This is a genomic window from Paenibacillus silviterrae (genome assembly GCF_030167925.1).
GTDB lineage: Bacteria > Bacillota > Bacilli > Paenibacillales > NBRC-103111 > Paenibacillus_G > Paenibacillus_G silviterrae.
On sequence record NZ_JASKUT010000001.1, the window covers coordinates 172941 to 199497 of the forward strand.

At 52.9% G+C, this 26557-nt stretch carries 23 protein-coding genes; 22 read left to right on the forward strand and 1 reads right to left on the reverse strand.

Annotation, left to right across the window (positions count from 1 at the left end; translation table 11 throughout):
- Positions 1 to 83: 83 nt before the first annotated feature.
- The 12 genes from QMO62_RS00810 (at position 84) to QMO62_RS00865 (ending at position 15490) form a co-directional block, all read left to right on the forward strand.
- Positions 84 to 2279 (forward strand): RelA/SpoT family protein, encoded by a 2196-nt coding sequence (locus tag QMO62_RS00810; protein ID WP_284644818.1) that lies wholly within the window; start codon positions 84 to 86, stop codon positions 2277 to 2279.
- Between the two features lie 21 nt (positions 2280 to 2300).
- The gene (gene dtd, locus QMO62_RS00815; protein ID WP_284637955.1) at positions 2301 to 2741 is read left to right on the forward strand and encodes a D-aminoacyl-tRNA deacylase; all 441 of its coding nucleotides are present in this window, start codon (positions 2301 to 2303) and stop codon (positions 2739 to 2741) included.
- Positions 2742 to 2780: 39 nt separating this feature from the next.
- The gene (locus QMO62_RS00820; protein ID WP_284637957.1) at positions 2781 to 2990 is read left to right on the forward strand and encodes a hypothetical protein; all 210 of its coding nucleotides are present in this window, start codon (positions 2781 to 2783) and stop codon (positions 2988 to 2990) included.
- Positions 2991 to 3113: 123 nt separating this feature from the next.
- Complete coding sequence (locus QMO62_RS00825) at positions 3114 to 4658, forward strand: coproporphyrinogen III oxidase (protein WP_284637959.1); 1545 nt, start codon at positions 3114 to 3116, stop codon at positions 4656 to 4658.
- A gap of 235 nt (positions 4659 to 4893) precedes the next feature.
- On the forward strand, positions 4894 to 6861 hold the full coding sequence (locus QMO62_RS00830; protein ID WP_284637960.1) for an FAD-dependent oxidoreductase: 1968 nt from the start codon (positions 4894 to 4896) through the stop codon (positions 6859 to 6861).
- Between the two features lie 408 nt (positions 6862 to 7269).
- Positions 7270 to 8535: a histidine--tRNA ligase gene (gene hisS / locus QMO62_RS00835; protein WP_284637962.1), complete on the forward strand. Its 1266-nt coding sequence runs from the start codon at positions 7270 to 7272 to the stop codon at positions 8533 to 8535.
- A gap of 37 nt (positions 8536 to 8572) precedes the next feature.
- Positions 8573 to 10351, forward strand: a complete 1779-nt coding sequence (gene aspS, locus QMO62_RS00840) for an aspartate--tRNA ligase (RefSeq protein WP_284637964.1) — start codon at positions 8573 to 8575, stop codon at positions 10349 to 10351.
- Between the two features lie 28 nt (positions 10352 to 10379).
- Positions 10380 to 11132 carry a tRNA threonylcarbamoyladenosine dehydratase gene (locus tag QMO62_RS00845; RefSeq protein ID WP_284637966.1) on the forward strand — a complete coding sequence of 251 codons (753 nt, stop codon included), beginning with the start codon at positions 10380 to 10382 and terminating at the stop codon, positions 11130 to 11132.
- Positions 11133 to 11285: 153 nt separating this feature from the next.
- Complete coding sequence (locus QMO62_RS00850) at positions 11286 to 11594, forward strand: ArsR/SmtB family transcription factor (protein WP_284637968.1); 309 nt, start codon at positions 11286 to 11288, stop codon at positions 11592 to 11594.
- Positions 11595 to 11606: 12 nt separating this feature from the next.
- Positions 11607 to 12647 carry a cation diffusion facilitator family transporter gene (locus QMO62_RS00855; RefSeq protein ID WP_284637970.1) on the forward strand — a complete coding sequence of 347 codons (1041 nt, stop codon included), beginning with the start codon at positions 11607 to 11609 and terminating at the stop codon, positions 12645 to 12647.
- Positions 12648 to 12689: 42 nt separating this feature from the next.
- Positions 12690 to 14006: a replication-associated recombination protein A gene (locus QMO62_RS00860; RefSeq protein ID WP_284637972.1), complete on the forward strand. Its 1317-nt coding sequence runs from the start codon at positions 12690 to 12692 to the stop codon at positions 14004 to 14006.
- 167 nt (positions 14007 to 14173) lie between these two features.
- A complete protein-coding gene (locus QMO62_RS00865; RefSeq protein ID WP_284637974.1) occupies positions 14174 to 15490 on the forward strand; it encodes a hemolysin family protein in 1317 nt (438 codons plus the stop codon).
- Between the two features lie 61 nt (positions 15491 to 15551).
- On the opposite strand, the gene mnmA is transcribed toward QMO62_RS00865, so the two are convergent.
- Positions 15552 to 16634 carry a tRNA 2-thiouridine(34) synthase MnmA gene (gene mnmA, locus QMO62_RS00870; RefSeq protein ID WP_284637976.1) on the reverse strand — a complete coding sequence of 361 codons (1083 nt, stop codon included), beginning with the start codon at positions 16632 to 16634 and terminating at the stop codon, positions 15552 to 15554.
- A gap of 177 nt (positions 16635 to 16811) precedes the next feature.
- On the opposite strand from mnmA, the gene cymR reads away from it, so the two are divergent.
- From cymR to ruvX, 10 genes are all read left to right on the forward strand, one after another.
- Complete coding sequence (gene cymR / locus QMO62_RS00875) at positions 16812 to 17231, forward strand: cysteine metabolism transcriptional regulator CymR (protein ID WP_284637978.1); 420 nt, start codon at positions 16812 to 16814, stop codon at positions 17229 to 17231.
- 20 nt (positions 17232 to 17251) lie between these two features.
- Complete coding sequence (locus QMO62_RS00880; protein WP_284644819.1) at positions 17252 to 18403, forward strand: cysteine desulfurase family protein; 1152 nt, start codon at positions 17252 to 17254, stop codon at positions 18401 to 18403.
- 151 nt (positions 18404 to 18554) lie between these two features.
- Entirely contained in the window at positions 18555 to 19079 is a 525-nt protein-coding gene (locus tag QMO62_RS00885) for a PRC-barrel domain-containing protein (protein WP_284637979.1), read from the forward strand.
- Positions 19080 to 19089: 10 nt separating this feature from the next.
- A complete protein-coding gene (locus tag QMO62_RS00890) occupies positions 19090 to 19287 on the forward strand; it encodes a YrzR-like zinc ribbon domain (RefSeq protein WP_014371928.1) in 198 nt (65 codons plus the stop codon).
- Between the two features lie 225 nt (positions 19288 to 19512).
- Complete coding sequence (locus QMO62_RS00895; RefSeq protein ID WP_284637986.1) at positions 19513 to 20583, forward strand: AI-2E family transporter; 1071 nt, start codon at positions 19513 to 19515, stop codon at positions 20581 to 20583.
- A gap of 130 nt (positions 20584 to 20713) precedes the next feature.
- Entirely contained in the window at positions 20714 to 21994 is a 1281-nt protein-coding gene (locus tag QMO62_RS00900) for an ArsB/NhaD family transporter (RefSeq protein ID WP_284637988.1), read from the forward strand.
- A gap of 58 nt (positions 21995 to 22052) precedes the next feature.
- Positions 22053 to 22334 carry a hypothetical protein gene (locus tag QMO62_RS00905; RefSeq protein WP_284637990.1) on the forward strand — a complete coding sequence of 94 codons (282 nt, stop codon included), beginning with the start codon at positions 22053 to 22055 and terminating at the stop codon, positions 22332 to 22334.
- A 762-nt stretch (positions 22335 to 23096) separates the two neighbouring features.
- Positions 23097 to 25712, forward strand: coding sequence for an alanine--tRNA ligase (gene alaS, locus QMO62_RS00910; protein ID WP_284637991.1), 2616 nt, complete (start codon positions 23097 to 23099; stop codon positions 25710 to 25712).
- 82 nt (positions 25713 to 25794) lie between these two features.
- Positions 25795 to 26058 carry an IreB family regulatory phosphoprotein gene (locus QMO62_RS00915; RefSeq protein WP_284637993.1) on the forward strand — a complete coding sequence of 88 codons (264 nt, stop codon included), beginning with the start codon at positions 25795 to 25797 and terminating at the stop codon, positions 26056 to 26058.
- A 79-nt stretch (positions 26059 to 26137) separates the two neighbouring features.
- Entirely contained in the window at positions 26138 to 26554 is a 417-nt protein-coding gene (gene ruvX / locus QMO62_RS00920; RefSeq protein WP_284637995.1) for a Holliday junction resolvase RuvX, read from the forward strand.
- The last annotated feature ends 3 nt before the right edge of the window (positions 26555 to 26557 follow it).

Here is a 26557-nt window from a genome sequence, read left to right on the forward strand (position 1 = left end):
TCCCATATGCAGCGAATCCTTGACGTAGTACCATGTTCACAGGCATAATGAATAAAAATCGAACTAAGGGAATGGATGGGCCGATGGGGATAGAGCAGCTTCTTGAGAAGGCATCCACATATATTAAGGACAGCGACCTGATTCGGATCCGGGAAGCTTATGAATTCGCGGACCAAGCCCACTATGGCCAAGTCCGCAAGTCAGGGGAGCCGTATATTCTGCACCCGCTCGCCGTCGCTGAAATTCTTGTGAACATGCAGATGGATACGATCTCCATTATTGCTGCGCTGCTTCATGACGTAGTGGAGGATACTACGGTTTCGCTGGAGAGCGTTCAGGACCGGTTCGGTCCGGCGTGCGCCAAGATTGTCGACGGCCTGACCAAGCTGGAGAAGATCAAATTCAAAAGCAAGGAAGAGCACCAGAACGAGAACTATCGGAAAATGTTCGTGGCGATGGCCCAGGACATCCGTGTCATATTAATCAAGCTTGCCGACCGGCTTCATAACATGCGTACGCTGAAGCATCAATCGGAAGAGGCGCAGCGCCGCATTGCGGACGAGACGCTGGAGATTTTCTGCCCGATCGCTCACCGGCTCGGGATTTCGGCCATCAAGTGGGAGATGGAGGACATCGCCCTGCGCTATCTGAATCCGCAGCAGTATTACCGCATCGTCAATCTGATGCAGAAGAAGCGGACGGAGCGCGAGCAGTATATCAACGATGTCATCATGAACGTGAAGGATAAGCTTCACGAAATGGGCATTGAGGGAGACATTTCCGGTCGTCCCAAACACATTTACAGCATCTATAAGAAGATGACGGTCCGCAACAAGCAGTTCAATGAAATTTATGACCTGCTGGCCCTTCGTATCATCGTTGATAACATCAGGGATTGCTATGCTACACTGGGGATCATTCACACGTTATGGAAGCCGATGCCGGGACGGTTTAAGGACTATATCGCCATGCCGAAGCCGAACATGTACCAATCCCTTCACACTACGGTGATCGGACCGAAGGGCGAGCCGCTGGAGGTGCAGATCCGCACCTTCGATATGCACCGGACCTCCGAGTACGGGGTAGCCGCCCACTGGGCGTACAAGGAAGGTACGGCTACCTCAGGAGCCGATGCTTTCGGAGATAATCTTAACTTTATCCGGGAAATCATTGAGCTGCAGAATGAGGCTCAGGATGCGTCGGAGTTCGTAGAATCGCTAAAAATGGATTTCTTTTCGGACCTGGTATTCGTCTTTACGCCAAAGGGTGAGGTCATTGAGCTTCCGGCCGGCTCCGTGCCGCTTGATTTTGCCTATCGGATTCATACGGAGGTCGGCAACCGCACGATCGGTGCCAAGGTGAACGGGCGGATCGTCCCGCTCGATCATAAGCTTAAGACGGGGGACATCATTGAGATCCTCACCTCCAAGCATTCCTATGGCCCGAGTCAGGATTGGATCAAGATTGCCCAATCCTCCCATGCGAAGAGCAAGATTCGTCAATGGTTCAAGAAGGAGAAGCGCGAGGAGAACGTACTCAAGGGCAAGGAGCTGATCGAACGCGAGGTCAAGCGACTTGGGTTCGAGCCGTCGGTCATCATGAAAGATGATGAGCTGATGGAGGTAGCGAAGAAATTTAATTTCAATGAAATCGAAGATATGATGTCGGCGGTCGGCTTCGGCGGAATTACGGCGGCACAGATCGTTACCAGGCTGACCGAGAAGGCCCGCAAGGAGGCCGAGGAAGCCCAGCAGCAGGCGCTGCAGCTGACGAACGAGATCAAGGAAGTGAAGGCGCCGAACCCGGAGCGGCGCGGAAGGCCGACGAACGGCGTTCGCGTCAAGGGTGTGGACAACCTGCTCGTTCGCTTCGCACGCTGCTGCAATCCGGTGCCGGGTGACCGGATCGTCGGTTACATTACACGTGGCCGCGGGGTATCGGTGCATCGGCTTGACTGCACGAACATTCCGGCCCCGGATATGGGCGAAGAGGGCAATCGTGTCATTGAAGTGGAATGGGCGGATGATATCGAAGCCAACTACAATGTGGAGATCGAGATCACCGGCCACGACCGGAGAGGCTTGCTGAACGAGGTGCTGCAGGCCGTCTCCGAGAGCAAGACCGTCATTTCGGCAGTTTCCGGGCGTTCCGATAAGAACAAGATGGCGATGATTCACATGACGATTCTGATCCGCAATATCGATCATCTGCACTCTGTGGTGGAGAAGATCAAACGGGTGAAGGACGTTTATTCGGTAACACGCATTATGCAATCGTAGAAGCTTAGGAGCGTTAGCAGAATGAGAGTAGTCATACAGCGCAGTAAAGCGGCACAGGTTATCGTTGAGGGCGAGACGGTAGGCCGGATTGAGCACGGGCTTGTCCTTCTGGTCGGCGTTACGCACGAGGATACGGACAAGGACGCCGCGTATCTCGCGGATAAAATAGCAGGCTTACGAATTTTCGAGGACAGCGAGGGCAAAATGAACCTTTCCGTAAAGGAGACGGGGGGGCAAATTCTTTCCGTCTCGCAGTTTACCCTATACGGGGATACCCGCAAGGGCAAGCGGCCTAACTTCATGGCGGCGGCAAGACCGGAGCAGGCAGAGCCGCTCTATGAACGGTTTAACGAGCTGCTGCGGGATCAGGGCTTTCAGGTGGAGACGGGACGCTTCGGCGCCATGATGGACGTTTCACTGGTGAATGACGGCCCCGTAACGCTGATTCTCGAAAGCAGGTAACGGATAGGAACGGCTTCTTTTGGAGAAAATAGGACTTAAATGATGCCTATTGGGCCGAAGGAGTTAAGCGCCATGTACCGTTCCTCGAAAGAACAGCTTATGACAAAGCCGGAGCAGCAGCTGTCCATGGGTGGACTGGAGGAGGCGTTAAGTCTCCAGACCTCCGGCTGGGACCCCGCTGAGATGAACAGCATGTACAGTTCGGTAAGCGAAGGGTTGAAGATGATGCCGCGCAAGACCGTTCGATAGCTGAATACAGTATTTTGGAACCGCAGGATAGCCTTGAGTAGGGCTGCTGCGGTTCTTTATTTTCCTCGGGACGGCAATTGTGCTAAACTAGTCATAGTTTTGTTTTGGGCTTCCAGGAGGTGCATGGATTTGAAAATACAAATTGAACGGATCGGTTTTACCGAGCAATCGACCGAAATTTTTCATATAGGCAAGCTGTTCTTTGAGGAGGTCGAATTGACGTTCGATCCGGCGGATGATGCGGACTTGAGCGCAAGGATTGAAATTACTACCGACTTGGAGAAGCAAGTCGTTCGTGCGGACCTCCGGCTTACGGAGACGGCGACGGGCAGCGTGCTGCAGAGCAGCCATCAGCGTAGCTTGGACACCCGGAAGGAAGGACTGAAGCGGACGGTCAAGCGAGCTGTCGGCTACGGACTGCTTCAGGTGTTACAGCAGTACACGGGCATGGAGCAGGCATGGGGAACGCTAACGGGTGTCCGGCCGACCAAGCTGATGCACAATCTCATGATGAAGCACGATCTCGAGTACTGCAAGCAGCTGCTGCGCGAGGAGTATTTGGTTACGGAGCCGAAGGTGGAGCTTCTGGCAGGCATTGCGGAGAGACAGCTGCGCGTCATCCCGGACTTGTTCCAGCTGGATCGCGAGATCAGCGTGTATATCGGCATTCCGTTTTGCCCGACCAAGTGTGCTTACTGTACGTTCCCTGCCTACGATATTCGAGGGAACAACGGCTCCGTGGAAGCCTTCCTCGAAGGACTGCACTACGAGATCCGCGCTATGGGCGATTGGATGAAGGAAGCGGGTCTTACGATTACCACGATCTATTGGGGCGGGGGGACGCCGACTAGTATTACGGCCGAGCAAATGGATGCGCTCTTCGTCACGATGCATGAGTCGTTTCCGGCGATGGATCAGGTGAGGGAGCTGACCGTCGAGGCCGGCCGTCCGGATACGATCACGGAGGATAAAATCCGCGTCATGCAGAAATGGAACGTCGACCGCATCAGCATCAATCCGCAGAGCTTCACGCAGGCGACGCTGGATACTATCGGCCGTCATCACACCGTCACGGAGACGCTGGATAAATTCCGGCTGGCGCGCGAGATGGGCATGAACAACATCAACATGGACTTGATCATCGGCCTCCCGAACGAAGGAATGACCGAGCTTCAACGGACGCTGGACCGTACGACGGAGCTGCTTCCGGAGTCCTTGACGGTGCATACTCTTTCCTTCAAACGGGCTTCGAGAATGACGAAGAACAAGGAAGATTATGAAGTAGCCGAGCGCGACGAGATTACGGAGATGATTCGCTCGACTGCCGAGTGGACGGAGGAGCATGGGTATCAGCCGTACTACATGTACAGGCAGAAGAACATTCTCGGCAATCAGGAGAACGTCGGTTATTCGCTGGAGGGCTACGAAAGCTTGTACAACATCCTCATGATGGAGGAGCGCCAGACGATCATCGGATTGGGCTGCGGCGCCGTAAGCAAAATTCTATACCCGAAGGTCGAGCATGAGGATGGAGAAGGCTACGAGCAGCGCATCGAACGATTCCCGAATCCGAAGGAGCCGTCGGCGTACAACCAATCGTACAAGGAATACATCGATAAGAAAATCAAGCTGCTGAACGATGCGTATATGGCTTCGGCACAGAGCTGAGGCGGTAGCGTTATAAATTCACGCTACACAGCCTAATCAGAATGTATGTTCTAGTGTAAGGTGAAAAAATCATCTTACATTGGCTTAAAGGATGAACCATGTTCGAATTCTGGCACTGTAAGCATATTTCTTCACCTTATCCTCCACAAAATACCGTAGTTAGTGGGCTTTAAGATGAATCATTCATCTTAAAGCCCTGCAATTAAGCAATTATCCATTCCATACGAGGTGTATCATGTCTTCCAAAGCAAGGAAAGCCAAGACGATAGCCGTATTGTACTTAATCTTTATGATCCTGTTGGTGGGAGCCGTTGGGGCTGCTTATGTTCTGAAGAGCAAGGGATACATCAAAAGTAAAGGTCAGGTGGGCCAGGCGCAGGAGCTCACCGCAGTCAAGACGGTCAAAGATCCGAAGGACAGCTATGACGTCATTGTTGTAGGTACCGATCCGGAGGGGGTTGCCGCAGCGGTTTCGGCCGCAAGGAACGGTCTCAGCACGCTGCTGGTCGACGGCCGGGACCGGGAAATTCTCGGGGGCCTGATGACCCTTGGTTGGCTGAACAGCTTGGACAACAACTATGAGCCGGACCGGGGCGTGCTGCATAAGCAGGAGATTTTGAACCAGGGCATTTTTACGGAGTGGTACAAAAAGGTGGAGGGCGACTCCTTCGACGTGATTACAGCGGCGAATGTGTTCAATCAGCTTGTCGCCGAGCAGAAGAACATCGACGTCCATTTGCTGGCCAAGTCGATTGAGCCTGTTCTTAACGGCTCCGCCATGACCGGCGTAAAAATTACGAAGCAGGACGGCTCGGTCAAAACCGTACAATCACGCGCCGTGATCGATGCGACGCAGGATGCGGATATCGCCGCTGCTGCCGGGGTCCCGTACACCTACGGCCGCGAGGATATCGGCGATAAGAAGTCCAAGATGGCGGTAACGCTTGTATTCCGCTTGAAGAACATCACGCCGGAGGTTTGGAATGCCATGTCCAAGCGGATGGAGGCCGATGGGGATGAGGGCACCGGCGCGAACGCGATGAGCGTGTGGGGCTACAAGGACATGAAGGATTACCCGCCGGTGAACAAGGATCGCGTCGCCATGCGAGGACTGAATATCGGCAGACAGAACAACAACACGATGCTGATCAATGCGCTGCAAATCTTCGGGATTGACGGAACGGATCCGAAATCCCGGGCGGAAGCGTTCGAGCTTGGCAAGAAGGAGCTTCCGCTTATCGTCGACTACATGAAGAAGAAGTATCCCGAGCTTGCCGGCATTGAGCTGGACGCTACGGCGCCGGAGCTGTATGTACGGGAAACCCGCCATATCCAAGGGGAATACCGCCTGAGCATTCTGGACGTGATGGAAAATCGCGATCAGTGGGACCGCATCGGGTTCGGCTCTTATCCGATCGATATTCAACGGTTATCCCCTGCCGATACGGGCTCGGTCGTAGGCGTGCCGCTTCAGTACGCCATTCCTTACCGCAGCATTGTCCCACTGAAGGTGGACGGGCTGCTGGTTGTCGGACGTGCTGCGAGCTATGACACGCTGCCGCACGGCACGGCTCGGGTGATTCCGGTCGGAATGGCCGCCGCTCAAGCGGCAGGCGCTTCCGTGAAGATCGCGAAGGAGCAGAATATGACATTCCGTCAGCTGTCCGCCTCCAAGGAATCGATTGCTAAGCTGCAGGATACACTGAATGCACAGGGTGTTGTGCTTAAGCCGTTTGATATTAAAGCAATGAATCTGCCGGAGACGAATAAAGCCTACAAGGGCTGGAAGACGTTCATGGAGCATAAGTCTTACGAGGGCCTGAAGGTGGCGATGTCGCTAGGTCTTGCGGGCGGCGGTTACTCTAATGATTTCCAGCTGGATGCGAAGTCTAACCAGCAGCGATTTATCAATCTGCTGGAGGGGTCGAAGAAATCGAAGCCGGATGTGCTGACAGGCTCGCCTTCAGCGGCTATAGCCAAAGGAACCGATGCGAAGACACTGCCCGTCACGCTGGAGGCTGCAGCGCAGATGGTCGCCCTGGTTACGAAGCAGGAAGCCCCGCAGGGCTCAGCCGTTCAGGCGATGCTGAGCAAAGGATATTTGACGCAAGCGACCGTCGACCTGATTGCTAACAAGCAGGAGCTGACCAATGGCGATACCTATATGGTGCTGAAGGATCTTTTTGCGAAGATCCGAAAATAGGTGCCGGAAGAAGTCGAAATTACACCTTTTTTCTTGACATTGGAAATGGGTATCGGTAGAATAGAACCTAATTATCACAATGTGATCCGTTGATGGGACAAAGTACTTCGAGTTGGCGCTTATCCAGAGAGGGAAGCCTTGGGCTGTAAGCTTCCTTAAGCGAATCGGACGAACAGACCTCCCGGAGGACGAACGGGGAACCGAAGCTTACCTTAAGCTTTGCAGTAGCCGTTTGCGTGCGCGGGCGTTAACCGTATGAGTGTGAAGAAGCTTTGGTTTCGTGCCGCTTCTTCGAATCGTGGGTGGTACCGCGGGAGCTAATGAATGTTGCGTTCAAGTCTCTCGTCCCTGACATTTGTTCAGGGGCGGGAGATTTTTTATTTTCACAAAGGAAGGAGCGGTTTACAAATGAGCATTCAAAAGCCGAAAGGCACACAGGATTTGCTGCCGGGTGAAATCGAAAAGTGGCAGTATATCGAGTCGAAAGCAAGAGACATCTGCCAGCGTTTCAACTACCGCGAAATCCGCACACCGGTGTTCGAGAACACGGAGCTGTTCCAGCGGGGCGTTGGCGAGACGACGGACATCGTGGAGAAGGAAATGTACACCTTCATCGATAAGGGCGACCGGAGCATGAGCTTGCGTCCGGAAGGAACCGCCGGCGTGGTGCGCGCCTATGTGGAGAATAAGCTGTACGGAGAGCCGGATGTAAGCAAGCTGTATTACATCGGACCGATGTTCCGTTATGAGCAGCCGCAAGCGGGACGCTACCGCCAATTCCATCAGTTCGGGATCGAAGCCTTTGGTTCGGTGGATCCAAGCATCGACGCGGAGGTCATTGCTTTGGGCTATACCTTCTACAAGGAGCTTGGGCTGAAGGACGTAACGGTGGAGCTCAACTCCGTCGGAACGCCGGCCGTAAGAGCCGCCTACCGGGAGCACATTCAGAAGTTCTTCGCTCCGGTGAAGGAGCAGCTGTGCAAGGACTGCCAATCTCGCTATGACCGCAATCCGATGCGGATACTCGATTGCAAGATCGACCAGAAGTATGGCGAGGGCGCGCCGACGATTACGGAGCATCTCGATGAGGAGTGCCAAACTCACTTCGAGGCCGTTCAAGAGCATCTGAAGGCAATGGAGATTCCCGTACGTCTCAACCCTCGTTTGGTCCGCGGACTGGATTACTATACGCATACCGCGTTCGAGTATAAGGCAGCCGGTATCGGTGCGATCGATACGATCGGCGGCGGCGGACGCTACAACGGGCTCGTAGGCCAAATCGCCGGCGGGAACAACGATCAGCCGGGTGTCGGTCTCGGTCTTGGCATGGAGCGCATTTTGCTGGTGCTTGCGGCGCAAGGCGTTGAGATTCCGGGCGTGAAGCCGCTTGACGTGTACTTGATCGGGCTTGGCGAAGCGGCGGAGAAGGAAACCGTGAAGCTGCTGCAGGGCTTGCGTCTTGCCGGGCTGACGGCGGAGAAGGATTATCTCAACCGGAAGATCAAAGCGAAGATGAAGTCAGCGGACCGCTACCATGCTTCTTATGTGGCGATTCTCGGGGAAGATGAGCTGGCCCGAGGTGAGATTACCCTGAAGGCGATGGCGACAGGGGAACAGGAAACACTGCCGCTCACAGCCTTCGTCGAAACGGTGAAACAGCGGATACACGTATAATTCTTATATAAATTTACTACACTTGGAGGTAACAGGTATGTTGTTAAAAACACATCATTGCGGCGCGCTAAGCAAAGCGAATGTAGGAGAAACGGTTGTATTGAATGGATGGGTGCAGCGCCGGCGCGACCTGGGCGGCGTCTTGTTCATCGACCTTCGTGACCGCAGCGGACTGGTTCAGATCGTATGTAACCCGGAGTTCTCCGGAGAGGCTCTCGCTATAGCCGATCGCGCTCGTAACGAATATGTGCTTGCCGTGAAAGGAAAGGTCATTACCCGCGACCCGGAAACGGTGAACCCGAACCTGCCTACCGGCGAAATTGAAATTCAAGTAACCGAGATCGAAATTTTGAACGCAGCGAAGAACCCTCCGTTCTTCATCGAGGATGGCATCGAAATCGACGAGCAGCTGCGCCTTAAGTACCGTTACCTGGATCTTCGCCGTCCGGAAATGCAGCGCACGCTGATGCTCCGTTCCAAGGCAGCAAAGCTGTTCCGCGACTTCTTGGACGACAACGGCTTCGTTGAAGTGGAAACTCCGATTTTGACCAAGAGCACGCCGGAGGGCGCACGTGACTATCTCGTGCCAAGCCGTGTGCATCCGGGCGAATTTTTCGCACTGCCGCAATCTCCGCAGATCTTCAAGCAGCTGCTGATGGTCAGCGGGATGGAGCGCTATTATCAGATCGCCCGCTGCTTCCGCGACGAGGACCTGCGTGCGGACCGCCAGCCGGAATTCACGCAAGTGGACATTGAAACGTCCTTCCTGTCGCAGGATCAGCTGCTCGAGCTGATGGAAGAGCTGGTGGCGCGTTTGTTCAAGGAAACTACCGGAACTGATATTCCTCGTCCGTTCCAACGGATCAGCTATGCCGATGCAATGGGCAAATACGGCTCCGACAAGCCGGACCTGCGCTTCGGTCTCGAGTTGAAGGATGTATCCGACATCGTAGCCGCTTCCGGCGTTCAGGTGTTTGCCAATGTCATTAAGGGCGGCGGCCAAGTGAAAGCACTGAACGCAAAGGGCTGCGCGAGCTGGAGCCGTAAGGAGATCGACGATCTCGGCGTTTATGCGGCACGCTACGGAGCGAAGGGTCTCGCTTGGATGACTTACAAGGAAGGCGAGCTGAAGGGTCCGATCGTGAAGTTCTTCAACGAGCAGGAACTGGAAGCGCTGAAGGAGCGCCTGGAAGCACAAGAGGGCGACCTGCTGCTGTTCTCGGCCGATAAGAAGAAGGTGGTTGCGGATGTTCTCGGCAACCTGCGTCTGAAGATCGGTAAGGATCTCGGTCTCATCAACGAGAGCGAGTTCAAATTCGCATGGGTTGTCGATTTCCCGCTGTTAGGCTGGGATGAGGAAGAGAAGCGTTATGTGGCGGAGCACCATCCGTTCACTCGTCCGAAGGAAGAGGATCTGCATCTCTTCGATACCGATCCGGGCGAAATCCGTGCGCAAGCATACGACCTGGTATTGAACGGATACGAGGTGGGCGGCGGCTCCATGCGGATCTATAAGCGCGAGGTTCAGGAGAAAATGTTCCAAGCGCTCGGCTTCTCCAAGGAAGAAGCGCAAGAGAAATTCGGCTTCCTGCTGGAAGCGTTCGAATACGGCACGCCTCCGCACGGCGGTATCGCCTTCGGCTTCGACCGTCTGGTCATGCTGATCGCGGGTCGCACGAATCTGCGCGAGACGATCGCCTTCCCGAAGACGGCCAGCGCTACGGATCTGCTGACCGATGCTCCGGGGCCGGTCGAAGACAAGCAGCTTGAGCAGCTGTCCATTCGTTTGGCGCTCAAGCAGCCGTCCTCGAAATAACCTTTACTCGATAAGGAGTCGTTACGATATGCTCCATCAGTTTTCCCGTACGGAGCTCGCAGTCGGGCCGGAAGGCTTGGAGGTTCTGAAAAACAGCTCGGTGGCGGTGCTTGGCATCGGCGGCGTCGGTTCGATCGCGGCCGAGGCGCTGGCCCGCACCGGAATAGGGCGAGTGATTTTGATCGACAAGGATGTCGTGGACATCACCAATATCAACCGCCAGGTCATCGCCTTCCTGTCCACCGTCGGCCAGCCGAAAGCCGAGCTTATGAAGGAACGCATCGCCCAGATCAATCCGGAATGCGATGCCGTCGCCTTGAAGATGTTTTATACCGAAGAGACGTACGAGCGGCTGTTCGAATACCCGCTCGACTACGTGCTTGATGCTTCGGATACGGTGACCTATAAGATTCACGTGATCAAGCAATGTCTGGAGCGGAAAATTCCGATCATCTCCAGCATGGGCGCAGCCAACAAGATGGACCCGACCAAGTTCCAGGTGGCCGACATTTCGCAGACGAAGATCGATCCGCTTGCACGTGTGATTCGCCATAAGCTGCGGAAGGAAGGCATCAAGAAGGGCGTGAAGGTGGTTTACTCTACCGAGGAGCCGTTGAAGCCTCGCGTGGATGTCACGCAGCGCATCGTGCCTGAGAATGCGCCGGAAATCCGCAAGGCGCAGCAGCCTCCCGCCAGCAACGCCTTTGTACCGCCGGTAGCGGGGCTGATCATGGTCAGTGTCGTCGTTCGAGATTTGTTGAAGAAAGCCGGAATTCAATAAAGCCAAAGTTTGAATAGAGCATGCCTCCCGATCCGCCATTCGATGGATCGGGGGAGCGTGCTCTTTTTCTTGACAAAATTTAGTTTGGAGTCGATAATCTTATATATGAACATATGCTCATATTATACATATAGTGAAGAGGCGGGATTACGTATGGAAGCAAAAGAACACTCGTTTCTAAAACCTCAAACGGTAGAACAAGTATCGCAAATATTCAAGGCGTTATCGGATCCGACCCGCATTCGTATCCTGCACATGTTATCGCAGGAGGAATGCTCGGTGAACCACATGACAGAGGTGTTGGAGATGTCTCAATCCGCCGTATCACATCAATTAAGCTTCTTGAGAACGATGAGGCTGGTGAAAAGCCGCCGCGAAGGCACGACGATGATATATTCCTGCGATGACAGTCACGTCATTTCTCTGTTGAATCAAGCGATTAGCCACTCGGAGCATACTTAGGAGGGGAACATAATGAGTACGCATGATCACAAGCACGACCATGGCGATTGCGACCACAAGCACGAACAGGGTCACAGTCACGATCACAAGCACAGGCACGACCACTCGCATCATCACGATCACGGTCATGGTCATGGGCATCATCATGGACACGGACACCACGGACATCACCACCATTTTGACCCGAACGGAAATAAAAAAGGACTCACGATTGCTTTATGTATTACGGTCGGCATTATGATCTTGGAGTTTTTCGGCGGTTTGATTACGAACAGTCTGGCGCTTTTATCCGATAGCGGACATATGCTGAGCGATTCCAGCTCCCTTGTGCTTAGTCTGGTCGCTGTCTGGTTCGCGGCCAAGCCGGCTTCGCCGAACAAAACCTACGGCTTTTATCGTTTTGAGATTTTGGCTGCCCTTTTTAACGGGATCACACTGTTCGTTGTGGCAGGATTTATCATATGGGAGGCCTATGAACGCTTCCTGCAGCCACCGGCGGTAGCCAGCGGCTCCATGATGCTGATCGCATCGGTGGGACTTTTGGCCAATATTCTTAGCGCTTGGGCTTTAATGAGCAAAGGCGATGTGAAAAACAACATCAATCTGCGAAGCGCTTATCTTCACGTGCTTGGCGATGCCCTAGGGTCGGTTGGCGCTATCGCGGCCGGTTTGGTGATGCTGCTCTTCGGCTGGTATATTGCGGACCCAATTATCAGCGTACTGGTGGCGCTGCTCATTCTTAAAGGGGCTTGGGCTGTGATCAAGCATACCGTTCATATTCTCATGGAAGGCGCACCGGTCGCCGTCAACCCATCCGAAGTAAAACAAGCATTGGAAAGCATCGAGGGAGTTCAAGATGTTCACGATCTCCATATTTGGACCATTACGTCAGGCTTGGATTCCTTGAGCTGTCATCTCTTGATTAATGACAATCAAGATAACCAGCGAGTTCTGCAGGAAGCGATCCGGCTGATTGCCGAGAAATTTCACATTCAGCATACGACGATTCAAATCGAAACTTCGGCCATTCACCACGAAGAAATGAAAGTATAGCACAACTCATTTGAAATATCGGCAAAGGAACGTGAGAACATCATGGACTTATTTACTATGGCAGCGGAGCAAAGTCCGGAGGGCAAGCTGCTCGCCGACCGGATGCGGCCGCTGACCCTGGAGCAATATATCGGGCAGGAGCACATCGTCGGTCCCGGCAAGCTGCTCCGTCGTGCAATCGAGGCGGATCAGGTGACCTCCATCCTGCTGTACGGACCGCCGGGTACCGGGAAGACGACCCTCGCCAACATCATTTCGCATCGGACCTCGGGCATCTTCGTAAAGCTGAACGCAGTGGATGCTACGGTGAAGGACGTTCGGGAGGTCATCGATCAGGCGAAGCAGAACCGGGCGCTGTACGGCAAGAAGACGATCCTGTTCCTCGACGAGGTACACCGTTTTAATTCCTCCAGGCAGGATGCTTTGCTTCCGGCTGTGGAGCAGGGGACGATCATCTTCATCGGAGCCACCACGGAAAATCCGTTCCATCATGTGAACGGGGCCTTGCTGTCCCGTTCTACGTTGTTTCAGCTGGAGTCGTTAACCCACGAGCATTCGCTTATCGCGATGAGAAGAGCGTTAGCCGATCGAGAACGCGGTCTTGGCTTTCTTCCACTTCAGGTAGAGGAGGCGGCTTTGGAGCACCTGGCCTTCATGGCCGGCGGAGACATTCGCCGCGCCTTGAACGCGCTGGAGCTGGCCGCTTTAACGACCCCTCCGTCCAACGACGGCACCATTGTCATTACCACGGAGGTAGCGGAGGAATCGATCCGCAAGCCGACGATTAAGGCGGATGAATCGACGCAGTACGACGTGCTGTCCGCCTTTCACAAAAGCCTCCGCGGCTCCAGCGATGCGGCGCTCTTCTGGTTTCTCCACGCGGTGGAGCGGCTGGGGATGGATCCGATGACGTTTCTGCGCCGCTTGATCGTCATGTGCAGCGAGGATATCGGATTAGCGAACCCTCAGGCTATGGTCCAAGCTGTGACGGCAATGGACGCCTATCATAAGATCGGCTGGCCCGAATCGAAATATGTGATTGCCCAAGCGATCCTGTTTGCTGTCGAAAGCCCCAAATCCAATGCGATCCCGATGGCGATAGACCGGGTGATGCAGGCCTTCGAAGGGATCCGCTCGGCTGAGGTGCCCCTGCATTTGCGCGATGGTCATTACAAAGGATCCGTTCAATTAGGCCATACGGGCTATTTATATCCCCACAATTACCCGGGGCATTACGTGGAGCAGCAATATTTGCCGGATCCGATCAAAACCGCGCATTTCTATGAGGCGACGGAGCAAGGGATGGAGGACAAAATCAGGCAAAATCAAGAGCGGAGGAGACGAACGGGCCATCGGTAACATTTTCGGAAGTTTTCGTTCTAGTCTGACAATTTCATATATAAAATGAATAATACATCTGAATGCTGAGGGAGGTGGTCCTATTCATCCCGGATCCGTAAGGCACGCTGCTCGAGGGCTGCAGGTCGGGGGGAATAGGGAGCTGTTTGGACAGTGATTCGTTACCGATGCTGATCAATGTCAGTTTAGTGCTGCTGCTGGTGTTCTTGAACGGCTTTTTCGTCGCCGCGGAATTTGCCATGGTGAAGGTGCGAAACAGCCGGATTCACTCCTTAGCGGAGGAAGGCCATCGAAACGCCAAGCTGGCTCGATCGATTATCAACAACCTGGACGCTTATCTTTCCGCTTGTCAGCTGGGCATCACGCTGGCATCGCTCGGACTGGGTTGGATCGGGGAGCCTGCGATCGCTAAACTGCTGGAGCCGGTTTTGGAACCGCTGCACTTGCCACAGACGGTTATTCATACGATTGCCTTTATCATCGCTTTTACACTCATCACGGTGCTGCATATCACCTTAGGCGAGCAGTTTCCCAAAACCTACGCGATTCGCAAATCCGAGCAAGTCACGCTGCTATCTTCTTTGCCCCTGGTTTTGTTTTATAAGCTGATGTATCCCTTCATCTGGTTTCTGAACGGGACCTCGTCCTGGATGCTTCGCCGGGCCGGTATCGAGCCTACGGAGGAGCAACATTCCGCCCATACGGAAGAGGAAATTCGCGTGCTGATGAAGGAAAGCAACAAAAGCGGCTTGATTGACAACACGGAGCTCGCGCTGATGGATAACATCTTTGATTTTGCGGAAACGAACGCCCGGGAGATTATGATCCCCCGAACGGAAATGGTGTGTCTGTACTCCCAGCTGTCCTATGAAGCCAACAAGGAAATCGCCATCAGCGAGATGCACACAAGATACCCGGTGTGTGATCCCGATAAGGACAATATTATCGGCTTCGTACATATCAAGGATCTCTTGAAAACCGATAATCCTGTAAGCGGTATTACGAGTCTGGTGCGGCCATTGACCAAGGTGCCGGAATCGATGCAGATCAGTGCCCTGCTGAAGCTGATGCAGAAGAAAAAAACGCAAATGGCGCTGCTGATCGACGAATACGGCGGTACTTCGGGACTTGTCACCTTTGAGGACATTATCGAGGAAATTGTAGGCGAAATTCAGGACGAATTCGATGAGGAACGGCCTCATATCGAGAAGCTGGAGGACGGGACCCATACGATCGACGGAAGACTGCTCATTGAAGAGGTTAACAGCTATTTCGGGCTGGAGATCGAGTCGGACGATTACGATACGATAGGCGGCTGGGTCTACTCGCAGGTGGAGATCCCCCCGAAGAAGCACCAGAGCATAAGATATAACGACACTTATGAATTTATCGTTCATGAGACGGATCAGCTAAGAATCGCAAGGATTTTGGTTCGAAAAATGGAGCAGGGCAGCCATGCCGCTCCGGAAGCGGCTGAAGGATAGAAAAAACGGCGAGCAGGATGGACCTGCTGCGCCGTTTTTTGTTAGACATAAAGAGCACGTGCTACTTGACCATCTTATCGATCGTTGCTCCGCCGAGACATACCTCACCGTCGTAGAAGACCACGGATTGACCGGGAGTGATCGCCTTTTGCGGCTGGTCGAAGGTAATCTCGGCCGTGCCCCCGGGACCGAAACGAACGCTGACGCCTTGATCCGGCTGGCGATAACGGAACTTGGCCGTGCACTTGATCTCGGCAGGAGCTTCGCCGCTGATCCAATTCACGTCCGTGGCAAGCAAGCCGCTCGAGTACAGGCTCGGATGCTTCTCTCCCTGTACTACGTAAAGGATATTGTGCTCAAGGTCCTTGCCGGCCACGAACCAAGGCTCCCCGCTGCCCGAGCCGCCGATGCCCAGCCCTTGCCGTTGACCAAGGGTATAATACATCAGTCCATCGTGGCGCCCTTTGACCTCGCCCTCCAGGGTGCGCATTTCTCCCGGCCTTGCAGGAAGGTAGCCGCTGAGAAATTCCTTGAAGTTGCGCTCTCCGATGAAGCACACCCCCGTGCTGTCCTTCTTCTTAGCGGTAGCTAGTCCGGCTTTCTCGGCAAGGGCTCTTACCTCCGGCTTCGGCAGATGCCCGATCGGGAACATTGCCTTGGACAGTTGATACTGATTCAGGGCATTCAGGAAGTACGTCTGATCCTTGTTGTTATCCACTCCGCGGAGCAGCCGATACTTTCCATCCTTGTGATCGACGCGGGCATAGTGGCCGGTCGCGATATAATCTGCGCCGAGCTCCAGCGCCTTTTGCAGAAATTCACCGAACTTGATTTCCCGGTTGCACATGACGTCCGGGTTGGGCGTCCGGCCCTTACGGTATTCATCCAAAAAGTAATTGAACACCTTGTCCATGTATTGTTTCTCAAAATTTACCGTATAATAGGGAATGCCGATTTGGTCGCAGACGCGGCGGACATCCTCCGCATCCTCTTCGGCGGTGCAGTGACCGAATTCGTCGGTATCGTCCCAGTTTTTCATGAACACGCCGATGACTTCATAGCCTTGCTCCTTAAGCAGCAGGGCCGAAACGGAGGAATCAACGCCTCCGGACATGCCTAAAACAACGCGCGGTTTGGTAGCCATCTATATCAATACCTCTCTTTGCTTCATAAAGTATAGCTTGTATTATACATAGGATTCCCCAAAGAATAAAATATTTCAACAATATGTCAAGGTTTTTCACCCACTGCCGGGGGTTTTATGATAACATAATAATGATACAAGTATGTATGAAATGTAAAGTAAATGAGGTGCTCTGATTTGAAGATTTCAACGAAAGGCCGCTACGGATTGACGATCATGATGGAACTGGCGACAAAATACGGAGAAGGGCCCACCTCACTGAAAAGTATTGCAGAAAAGCATCAGCTTTCGGAGCACTACTTGGAGCAGCTGGTCGCTCCGCTTCGCAATGTCGGTTTAGTTAAGAGCGTACGCGGTGCTTACGGTGGTTATATATTGTCTAAAGCGCCGGAAGAAATTACATCCGGTGATATTATTCGCGTTCTGGAAGGGCCTATCAGTCCGGTGGACTTCACGGAAGAGGACGACCCTGCCAAACGGGATTTGTGGGTAAGAATTCGCGACAGCATTGCAGCCGTTCTGGATTCGACGACGCTGGCCGACTTGATTTCCTTTAAGGACAGCGGTCACAGCGATAATTATATGTTCTATATTTAGCGGAACTCGTGGTGAATCATTTGGAACTTATCTATGTCGACCATGCCGCGACGACGCCGGTGCATCCGGAAGTCATCGAGGCCATGCTCCCGTTACTGACAGGTCATTTCGGCAATGCCTCCAGCACACATCAGGCAGGACGGGAAGCCCGGGCCGCCTTGAACCGGGCAAGGGACACTATTGCAAGCTTCATCGGATGCAATCCCTCCGAGCTGGTGTTTACCTCCGGGGGGACGGAGAGCGACAATTCCGCTTTATTCTCCGTCGCTGAAGCCTATCAATCTCGAGGGAAGCATATCATCACAACGGAAATCGAGCATCATGCGGTACTACACGCATGCGAGCACTTGGAACGAATGGGCTATGAGGTAACCTATCTGCCTGTAGACCAGAGAGGCCAAATTCGATTGTCCGATTTGGAAGCGGCCATTCGTCCCGATACCATTCTGATCAGCGTGATGTACGGGAACAATGAAGTGGGTACGCTTCAGCCGATTGAAGCCATTGGCGAGCTGGCCCGCAGCCGGGGCATCGTATTTCATAGTGACGCAGTGCAAGCCTTAGGTCATGTGGATATCGATTTGCAGCGGCTGCCGGTGGATTTGATGAGCTTTTCCGCGCATAAGCTGGGTGGCCCCAAGGGGGTCGGCGCGTTATATATAAGCAAGCATGTCCGGTTCCAGCCGCTGCTTTACGGTGGAACCCAAGAACGCAAGCGCCGTGCCGGAACAGAGAACACGGCTGGCATCGCAGGCTTCGCGAAGGCTGTACAAATTTATAGCCGGAGCAAGTATGAATTGCAACAAAACTTGGAAAAACTACGTCAAGGATTCATACAGCAGCTTGAGGAACGGCTTGGCAAAGAGGGGTTTGTCGTCAACGGTCACCCGGAAGAGCGTCTGGCCCATATCGTCAATATCAGCTTTCCTGGGATCTCAACGGAAACCATGCTGATGAACCTGGATTTGGCAGGCATTGCGGCTTCCAGCGGCTCCGCTTGCACTTCCGGCTCTCTAGAGGTGTCCCACGTGCTTAAGGCGATGCAGCTGCCAGATGAAGTAACCCGTTCCGCCATTCGTTTCAGCTTCGGCGGAAGCAACGATTTTGAACAAATTGTGTACGTTGCCCGGCAAATTGAAACCATCACGGGACGTCTGCGTAATACAGTTTAAGCAAATGTTTAATTAATATTTTTCTTTGCGCGACAGGGGAGCAGGGGATGGGTCGCAGCCATTTTAAGAGCGACCGGAGACCCACCCCTCTTCCCGAAGCCCGGCAAAGAAAACGAGTAATTTAACATTTGCGCACAGGAGAGAACCGCCAGTGAAACGAGCAAGGGATGTCATCGGACTACCGGTCATATGCGTTCAAACAGGCAAACAAGTGGGCAATGCCCGAGACTTCTTGCTCAGCGACCGCTGGGAGATCGAAGCACTGCTTCTTGAGACCAAGCATTGGTTCTCCGAAGCAACGTGCATTCATTGGAAAGACGTGATCGCCCTGGGCGAGGACGCTGTTACGATTGAGAATGCCGACGTCATTCGGCCCGTTGAAGAGGCGCCGGAAGCAGCCGCATCGCTGCTCAGCGGATCACGCAAAATTAAAGGTCTTCCCGTTCTTACGGTGAACGGTCAACAGCTCGGTGTTATCGAGGATGTTTATTTGGAACCGGAATGGGGTAAAAAGGTAATAGGATATGAATTAACCGAGGGTTTCATTTCTGATCTGAAGGATGGCCGCAAATGGCTGCCGCTCCCTGAATCGGTTACTGTGGGTGAGGACGCGATCATCGTCCCCGTACACTGCAGCGAAGCGTTAGAGGAAATCTTCGTACCAAAAGAAGAATAGGGTGATGAGGATGTTACGTTGTCCAAATTGTAATTCCAAAGATATTGGGAAAATCGGCTCGCATCAATTTTATTGCTGGGGCTGCTTTATTGAATTGACGGTCAACGGCGAGAAGATGTCCGTATTCCAAGTGGAAGAGGACGGCACGTTGAGCTCGTTGGACGATTTGTTTTTTGAAGAGGAAATGCCGCAGGTTCACGCCAACTAGGCGAAGCCCGCTTATTTTTAGTCATAACGCTTGTATCGATCTTTACACCGCTCTGCAGTCCTTCTGCAGCAGCGGTGTTTTTTGTTATTATTTTATTCATGCACATGGGGGGATATGTCCCTTTTCCAGGAAAAGCGGCCAAGGGTTAAAGTGGGCGGGTTGTACATATACTGTAAAGAGCCCGGAACTTAGAGCCAAAAAGGCTCAAGCGTGTAGGAGGTGCCTATGGACCGTTTCAAAAATAATCATTTGTTTACAGGAATGATCTATACGCTGCTTGCACTCTTTATCCTGTTCATGCTCCTCCAAATCAAACCGATCATTGTCAGTGTGTATGACTTCCTGCGCGAGGTGCTCACACCCTTCGTGATTGCGATGATCATTTCCTACGTGCTGAACCCGGTGGTTACGCTGCTTAATGCCAGGAAGGTGCCGCGCACGATCGCCGTATTACTAATCTATGCATTATTTTTTACATCGCTCACGGTGGTCATGATGAATATGATACCCATTTTTCTCAAGCAGCTGCAGGAGCTGAACGAGCATATGCCGGATCTGGCGTTTAAAGCGCAGAGTCTGGTAGACGACTTGAATGACCTTCAATTCCTGCCGGACAGCGTTCGGCTTGGCATTAATACGTCGCTTGCCAAGGTGGAGGACGGGATCTCACTGGCCATTGCAGATTATATCAAGGAAATCGGAACGACGATCAATACGCTGTTTCTGATTTTCATCATCCCGTTTGTGGCTTTCTACATCCTGAAGGATTTTCAATTGATTGAGAAGACGGCGCTTGCCATTGTGCCCAAGGCGCATCGCAAGTCGATCGTGACCATGCTGGTAGATATCGATACGGCTTTAGGGAATTATATCCGCGGCCAGTTTCTTGTTTGCGTCATTATCGGCGTGTTGGCCTATATCGGTTATTGGCTGATCGGCATGCCGTATGCGCTGCTCCTTGCGTGTGTAGTCGGCATCTTTAACATCGTGCCTTACCTTGGTCCGTTCCTGGGCGCCGCGCCCGCGCTAATTGTGGCCTCCACCATCTCGATCAAAATGGTCATGCTGGTTGCGCTGGTGAATTTAGCGTGCCAAATCTTAGAAGGGAATGTCATCTCTCCCCAAGTGGTCGGACGCTCACTCAAGATGCACCCCTTGCTCATCATTTTTGCTCTATTGGTAGGCGGGGAGTTTGCCGGGGTAGTGGGACTCATCTTGGCCGTTCCCTTCTTCGCCGTAATGAAAGTCATCCTCCAGCACGTGTTTATGTATTACATACATCGCAAACCGACTTGACAAAAAAAAGGATAAGCCTTTATAGTAATTCTGGACAAAATACAAAAATCATAGCTTTTTTTCATGGAGGAGCCTGTCACCAAGGGCTCTTTCTGTGTTTTTTGGCGGATTTAAGGAAAGAGGGAGTAAGATGGAACAGCAGGCTTGGATCGCAACGGCCTTATTTTTATTGGCGTATGGCTTCATTATCTCGGAAAAGGTTCATAGGACCATCATCGCAATGCTCGGAGGAGCGGTCATGGTGGTGCTTGGGATCGTCAGTCAAGAGGCGGCCATGCATCACATTGATTTTAACACGCTGGGACTTCTCATCGGGATGATGATTATCGTAGGGGTTACGGCCGAAACGGGCTTGTTTCGTTATATTGCCGTTTGGGCCGCGAAAAAGGTGGGGGGTCATCCGGTACGGATCCTCATCGTGTTGAGCATCGTAACGGCCGTAGGGTCGGCCTTCTTGGACAATGTTACCACCGTGCTGCTTATGGTTCCCGTCACATTCAGCATTACGCGGCAGTTGAAGGTAAATCCGGTTCCGTTCTTGATCTCTCAGATCATGGCCTCTAATATTGGAGGAACCGCGACGCTCATTGGGGACCCGCCGAACATCATGATCGGCAGTGCCGTGCCGGAGCTGACGTTCATGGCATTCATCGAGAACCTGAGCTTGATCTCCTTCCTGATCTTGTTAGTTACGATTCCGTTCTTCGTGCTGTTTTACCGCAAACAGATTCAAACAACCGAACAGCTGCGCCAAAGCCTAATGACGCTGGACGAGAAGGCGGAGATTCGGGATCATGCCCTTATGAAGAAAAGCATCACCATTATGGGGCTTACGATCTTCGGCTTTTTTATTCACCAGATCGTTCATCTGGAATCGGCAACCGTCGCTTTGACCGGCGCGTTCCTGCTGCTGCTTTGGACAGGAGAACACACCATGGAGAAGGCGCTGCATAAAGTGGAGTGGACAACCATCTTTTTCTTCGTCGGCTTGTTTGTGCTTGTTTCGGGCTTAGTGGAGACGGGGGTCATTGCCAAGCTGGCGAAATATGCCATGGAAGTGACCGGGGGCGATTTGGTTGCGACTTCCTCCCTGATTTTGTGGTTAAGTGCGATTGCTTCCGCCTTCCTGGATAACATTCCGTTTGTGGCGACGATGATCCCGATGATTCAAGAAATGGGCGTTATGGGGATGACGGACCTGGAGCCGCTCTGGTGGAGCCTTGCGCTCGGTGCGTGTCTTGGGGGGAACGGTACTTTGATCGGTGCAAGCGCGAATCTGATTGTCGCGGGTCTTTCCGGGAGGGAAGGGCATCGGATTTCCTTCATGGCGTATTTCAAGGTGGCGTTTCCGTTAATGATTCTGTCCATCATCATCGCTCACGCCTATGTTTATTTACGCTATTTGATGTAAAATAATAGAAAATAGAGAATAATGCCCGAAATGAGCAGGAAAGAGGCGAGAGCAGCCGATGATAAGCTACGAATACGATGAAACGTTAGTAAGGATAGAAGAACAAAAGAACGGGGACGACGTGGATGTCTGGCTGCGTTTCCCGGCAGTGAATGCGGAGGCGGAAAAAGCCGTCAAACGGATTCGCGATGAGTTTGAGGCCAATGAGGTCATGACGGATGTGCTGTTCTACGCTCATTCCGATGGCTATCAATGGGTTGTCCGCAACGATTATTATCCGGACTTTCTCATGCAGCTGTTTAAGCATAAGCTGATCACGTCCCTTCGCTGGACGGACTGATCCAAAGCAAAAACCTCTCCCATGGCGTGGAGAGGTTTTTGCTGAGGTTTGAGGGAAGGGTTCTTCTTTGAATGAGAATGATTTTCATTTGATGTTTTTATTGTATTACGAATGAGAATCATTGTCAATTGAAAACTGGGTGTAGGAGTAATTTTTTTATACCGAATCCGTCAAAAGGCGCGCCGTGTTGACAGTGTCCCTCCCGGACGTTTATAATTTGAGCATCTAGCGTAAAGCGTTGATGAAATTATAGTAGGTCAGAGCCCTTTAGCCAGAGAGAAGGCTTGGACGGAGTCCTTATGGACGACGTACCGCTGCGAAAGCCTTTCTGAAGAAGAATGACCGAACGCTCATTTCGGAGCGCGGATGAACTCCGCCGGTTGGACCCGTTATTCGTCCGTTCTAAGGAGATTGCGCGTGGGGCAGGATAGACACGTGCAGTAACCAGGGTGGTACCGCGATTAACATCGTCCCTGTATTATAGGGGCGATTTTTTTATGCCGTCAGGCTTGCGGGGTTTGCGTTATTTTTTCACTTTACGGCGTAGAGATGACCCGATCTGGCGGGTAATAACATGATTTTTTAACGTTACAGTATGCGTATCAGGTATGCTGGTGTCAAACCCGGCGGTGTAACGTCATATTTTCACCTTACCTCTTGGTTGACAGTAAGTTTGTATTCCATTAAGAAGAAAAAATAGCGTTATGCAGATCTGTCGGGTACATCCGGACAGAATTAAAAATAGCAGGAGGTTTTATTCTCATGAAAGCAAGTGAAATTCGCTCCAAGTGGTTGAAGTTTTTTGAAAGCAAGGGTCACAATATCGAGCCGAGCGCGCCGCTCGTACCTCATAACGATCCTTCCTTGCTCTGGATCAATGCAGGGATGGCGCCGCTGAAGCCTTACTTCGACGGACGCATCGTTCCGGAAAACCCCAGAATCGCCAACTCCCAGAAGTGTATCCGCACCAACGATATTGAAAACGTAGGCAAAACGCGCCGTCACCATACGTTCTTCGAAATGCTGGGCAACTTCTCCATCGGCGATTATTTCAAGGAAGAAGTTATCGAGTGGGCTTGGGAGTTCCTCACCTCCCCCGAGTGGATAGGCTTCGATCCGAACCGCCTGTCTGTAACGGTGTATCCGGAGGATACGGAAGCGGCGGAGTACTGGAAGCGTCTTGGCGTGCCCGAAGAGCGCATCTACAAGCTGCAGGAAAACTTCTGGGATATCGGCGAAGGCCCTTGCGGACCTTGTACCGAAATTTTCTACGACCGCGGCGAAAAGTACGGCGATCTGAACGATCCGGAGTGCTGGCCCGGCGGCGAGAATGAGCGCTTCCTTGAGGTATGGAACCTGGTATTCTCCCAGTTCAATCACAATAAGGATGGCAGCTACACTCCGCTTCCTCAGAAAAACATCGATACCGGCGCGGGCCTCGAGCGCTTCGCTTCGATCTTGCAGGACGTTGACTCGAACTTCGATACGGACCTGTTCCAGCCGATTATTCAGAAAACCTGTGAAATTACAGGCGTGAAATATCACGAAAACGATGAGCATGACGTAGCGCTTAAGGTCATCGCCGACCATATCCGGACCGTAACGTTCGCCGTAGGCGACGGGGTGCTGCCTTCGAACGAAGGCCGCGGCTATGTCATCCGTCGTTTGCTCCGCCGTGCGGTTCGTTACGGGAAGGTACTGGGCATGGATAAACCGTTCCTGTATCAGCTGACACCGATTGTCGGGGAGATTATGGGCGTTTACTACCCTGAGGTGGTTCAGAAGCGCGAATTCATCGAACGCGTCATCCGCACCGAGGAAGAACGTTTCCATGAGACGTTGTCCGACGGCTTGAACATTCTCGCCGAAATGGCGGAGAAAGCCCGTAAGCAGGGCAGCTCCCAAATCAGCGGGCAGGATGCCTTCAAGCTGTATGATACGTATGGCTTCCCGTTCGACTTGACAGAGGACTTCGCTGCCGAGAAGGAAATGACGGTGGATCGCGAGGGCTTCGACCAGGCCATGCAGGAGCAACGCGATCGTGCGCGTGCCGCTCGTCAGGAAACCGACAGCATGAAGGTGCAGGGCGGACCGCTGGCTGACTTTACGGTTAAAAGCGAGTTTGTTGGATATAATGAATTGGTAACGGATGCCATCGTCCTCGCCATAATCCATGAAAACCAAATGGTAGACCTTGTCGGTACGGGCGAAACCTGCCAAGTGATTCTGGATCGGACCCCGTTCTACGCAGAGAGCGGCGGTCAGGTCAGCGACCACGGTACGATCACGTCCGGTGCAACGATTCTTAACGTGGAGGACGTGCATAAGGCGCCGCACGGCCAGCATGTGCATACATGCGTCGTTGCCGGGGGTGTGCTTCGCAAGGGCGACAAGGTACAGGCAACGGTAGCATCCGATGTTCGTGAGGATATTATTAAGAACCACACTGCAACCCATTTGCTTCACAAAGCGTTAAAAGAAGTGTTAGGCGATCACGTCAACCAGGCAGGCTCTTTGGTAGCTCCGGAGCGTCTCCGCTTCGACTTCTCCCACTTCGGCAGTATTACAGCGGAAGAGCTGCAGGACATCGAGGAACGCGTAAACCGTCAGCTGTGGAACAGCATCGCTGTCGACATTTCGCTGAAGCCGATTGCGGAAGCGAAGGCGATGGGCGCCATGGCGTTGTTCGGGGAGAAATACGGCGACGTCGTACGGGTGGTTCGAGTAGGCGAATACAGCTTGGAGCTTTGCGGCGGCTGCCATGTGCAAAACACAAGCCAGATCGGATTGTTCAAAATCGTCAGCGAATCCGGCATCGGCTCCGGTATTCGCCGAATTGAAGCGGTAACGGGCCGTAACGCTTATCAGTATCTGGACGGCCAGCTCCAGCTGCTCCGTGATGCCGCCGCCCTGCTGAAGTCGAACATTACCGACGTTCCGAAACGGATCGAGGCGCTGCATGTCCAGCTGAAGGATATGTCCCGCGAGAACGAATCGCTGCGCGGCAAGCTGAGCCAGATTGAGGCAGGCTCTCTCACCGATCAAGTGAAGAGCGTGGACGGCATCTCCTTGCTGGCCGCTCAAGTCAGCGCAGCTGACATGGAAAGTCTGCGAAACATCGTTGACCAGATGAAAAATAAGCTCGGCTCCGGCATTATCGTGTTGGGCGCTGTTTCCGAAGACAAGGTGAACTTGGTCGCTGCGGTAACGCAGGATTTGGTAGCCAAGGGCTATCATGCGGGCAAGCTTATCAAGGAAACGGCGGCACGCGTCGGCGGCAGCGGCGGCGGACGTCCGGATATGGCGCAAGCCGGCGGTAAGGATGCCTCCAAGCTGCAGGAAGCACTACAAGCTGTGGAGCAGCTGATCCGCGCTTAACAAAAATAATTTTCCCTGTCAACAGGAATTTTTCGACAAACGGCGAATAAGAATGTATGATGTATTTGAGGGGGTGCGACACATGAGCTCGATGGATAAAACGATGAAATTCAACGTAAAAGCGGAAGAGATCGAAACCTCACCCAAAGAAGTTATTTTGGCGGTGTACGACGCACTTCAGGAGAAAGGCTATAATCCGATCAATCAGATTGTCGGATACCTTCTTTCCGGAGACCCGGCTTATATTCCAAGGCATAACAATGCACGGAGCATCATTCGCAAGCGTGAGCGGGACGAATTGATCGAGGAATTGGTTCGATCCTACCTTCAGCATTACAAGGCTTAAGCGTTAACGGCGGCGAGCGTGACAAGGGATGACCTGCGGAAGCGTTCGCCGCTTCATTTCATTCGTGGCAGGAGAGCTTATGCGTTTACTCGGGATGGATTATGGGGATAAGACGATTGGGATCGCGGTAAGCGACGAGCTGGGATTTACCGCCCAAGGGCTTGAAGTCATCCGCCGGACTACGGAGGAGAAGGATCTTGCCCGCATTCAGGAGCTGGTGCGACAGTACGGCGTTACCGAACTGGTAGTCGGACTCCCTAAGAACATGAACAACACGATTGGCCCCCGTGGTGAAATTTGCATGGCATTCGCCCAAAAGCTGCAAGATATACTACAATTGCCGGTGCATCTGTGGGATGAGCGTCTAACGACGGTTGCGGCCACGCGGACACTGCTTGAAGCGGATGTCAGCCGCAAGAAGCGCAAGCAGGTCATCGATAAGATGGCGGCGGGGCTGATTTTGCAAGGCTATATGGATTCTATATCGAAGAGGTGAGGG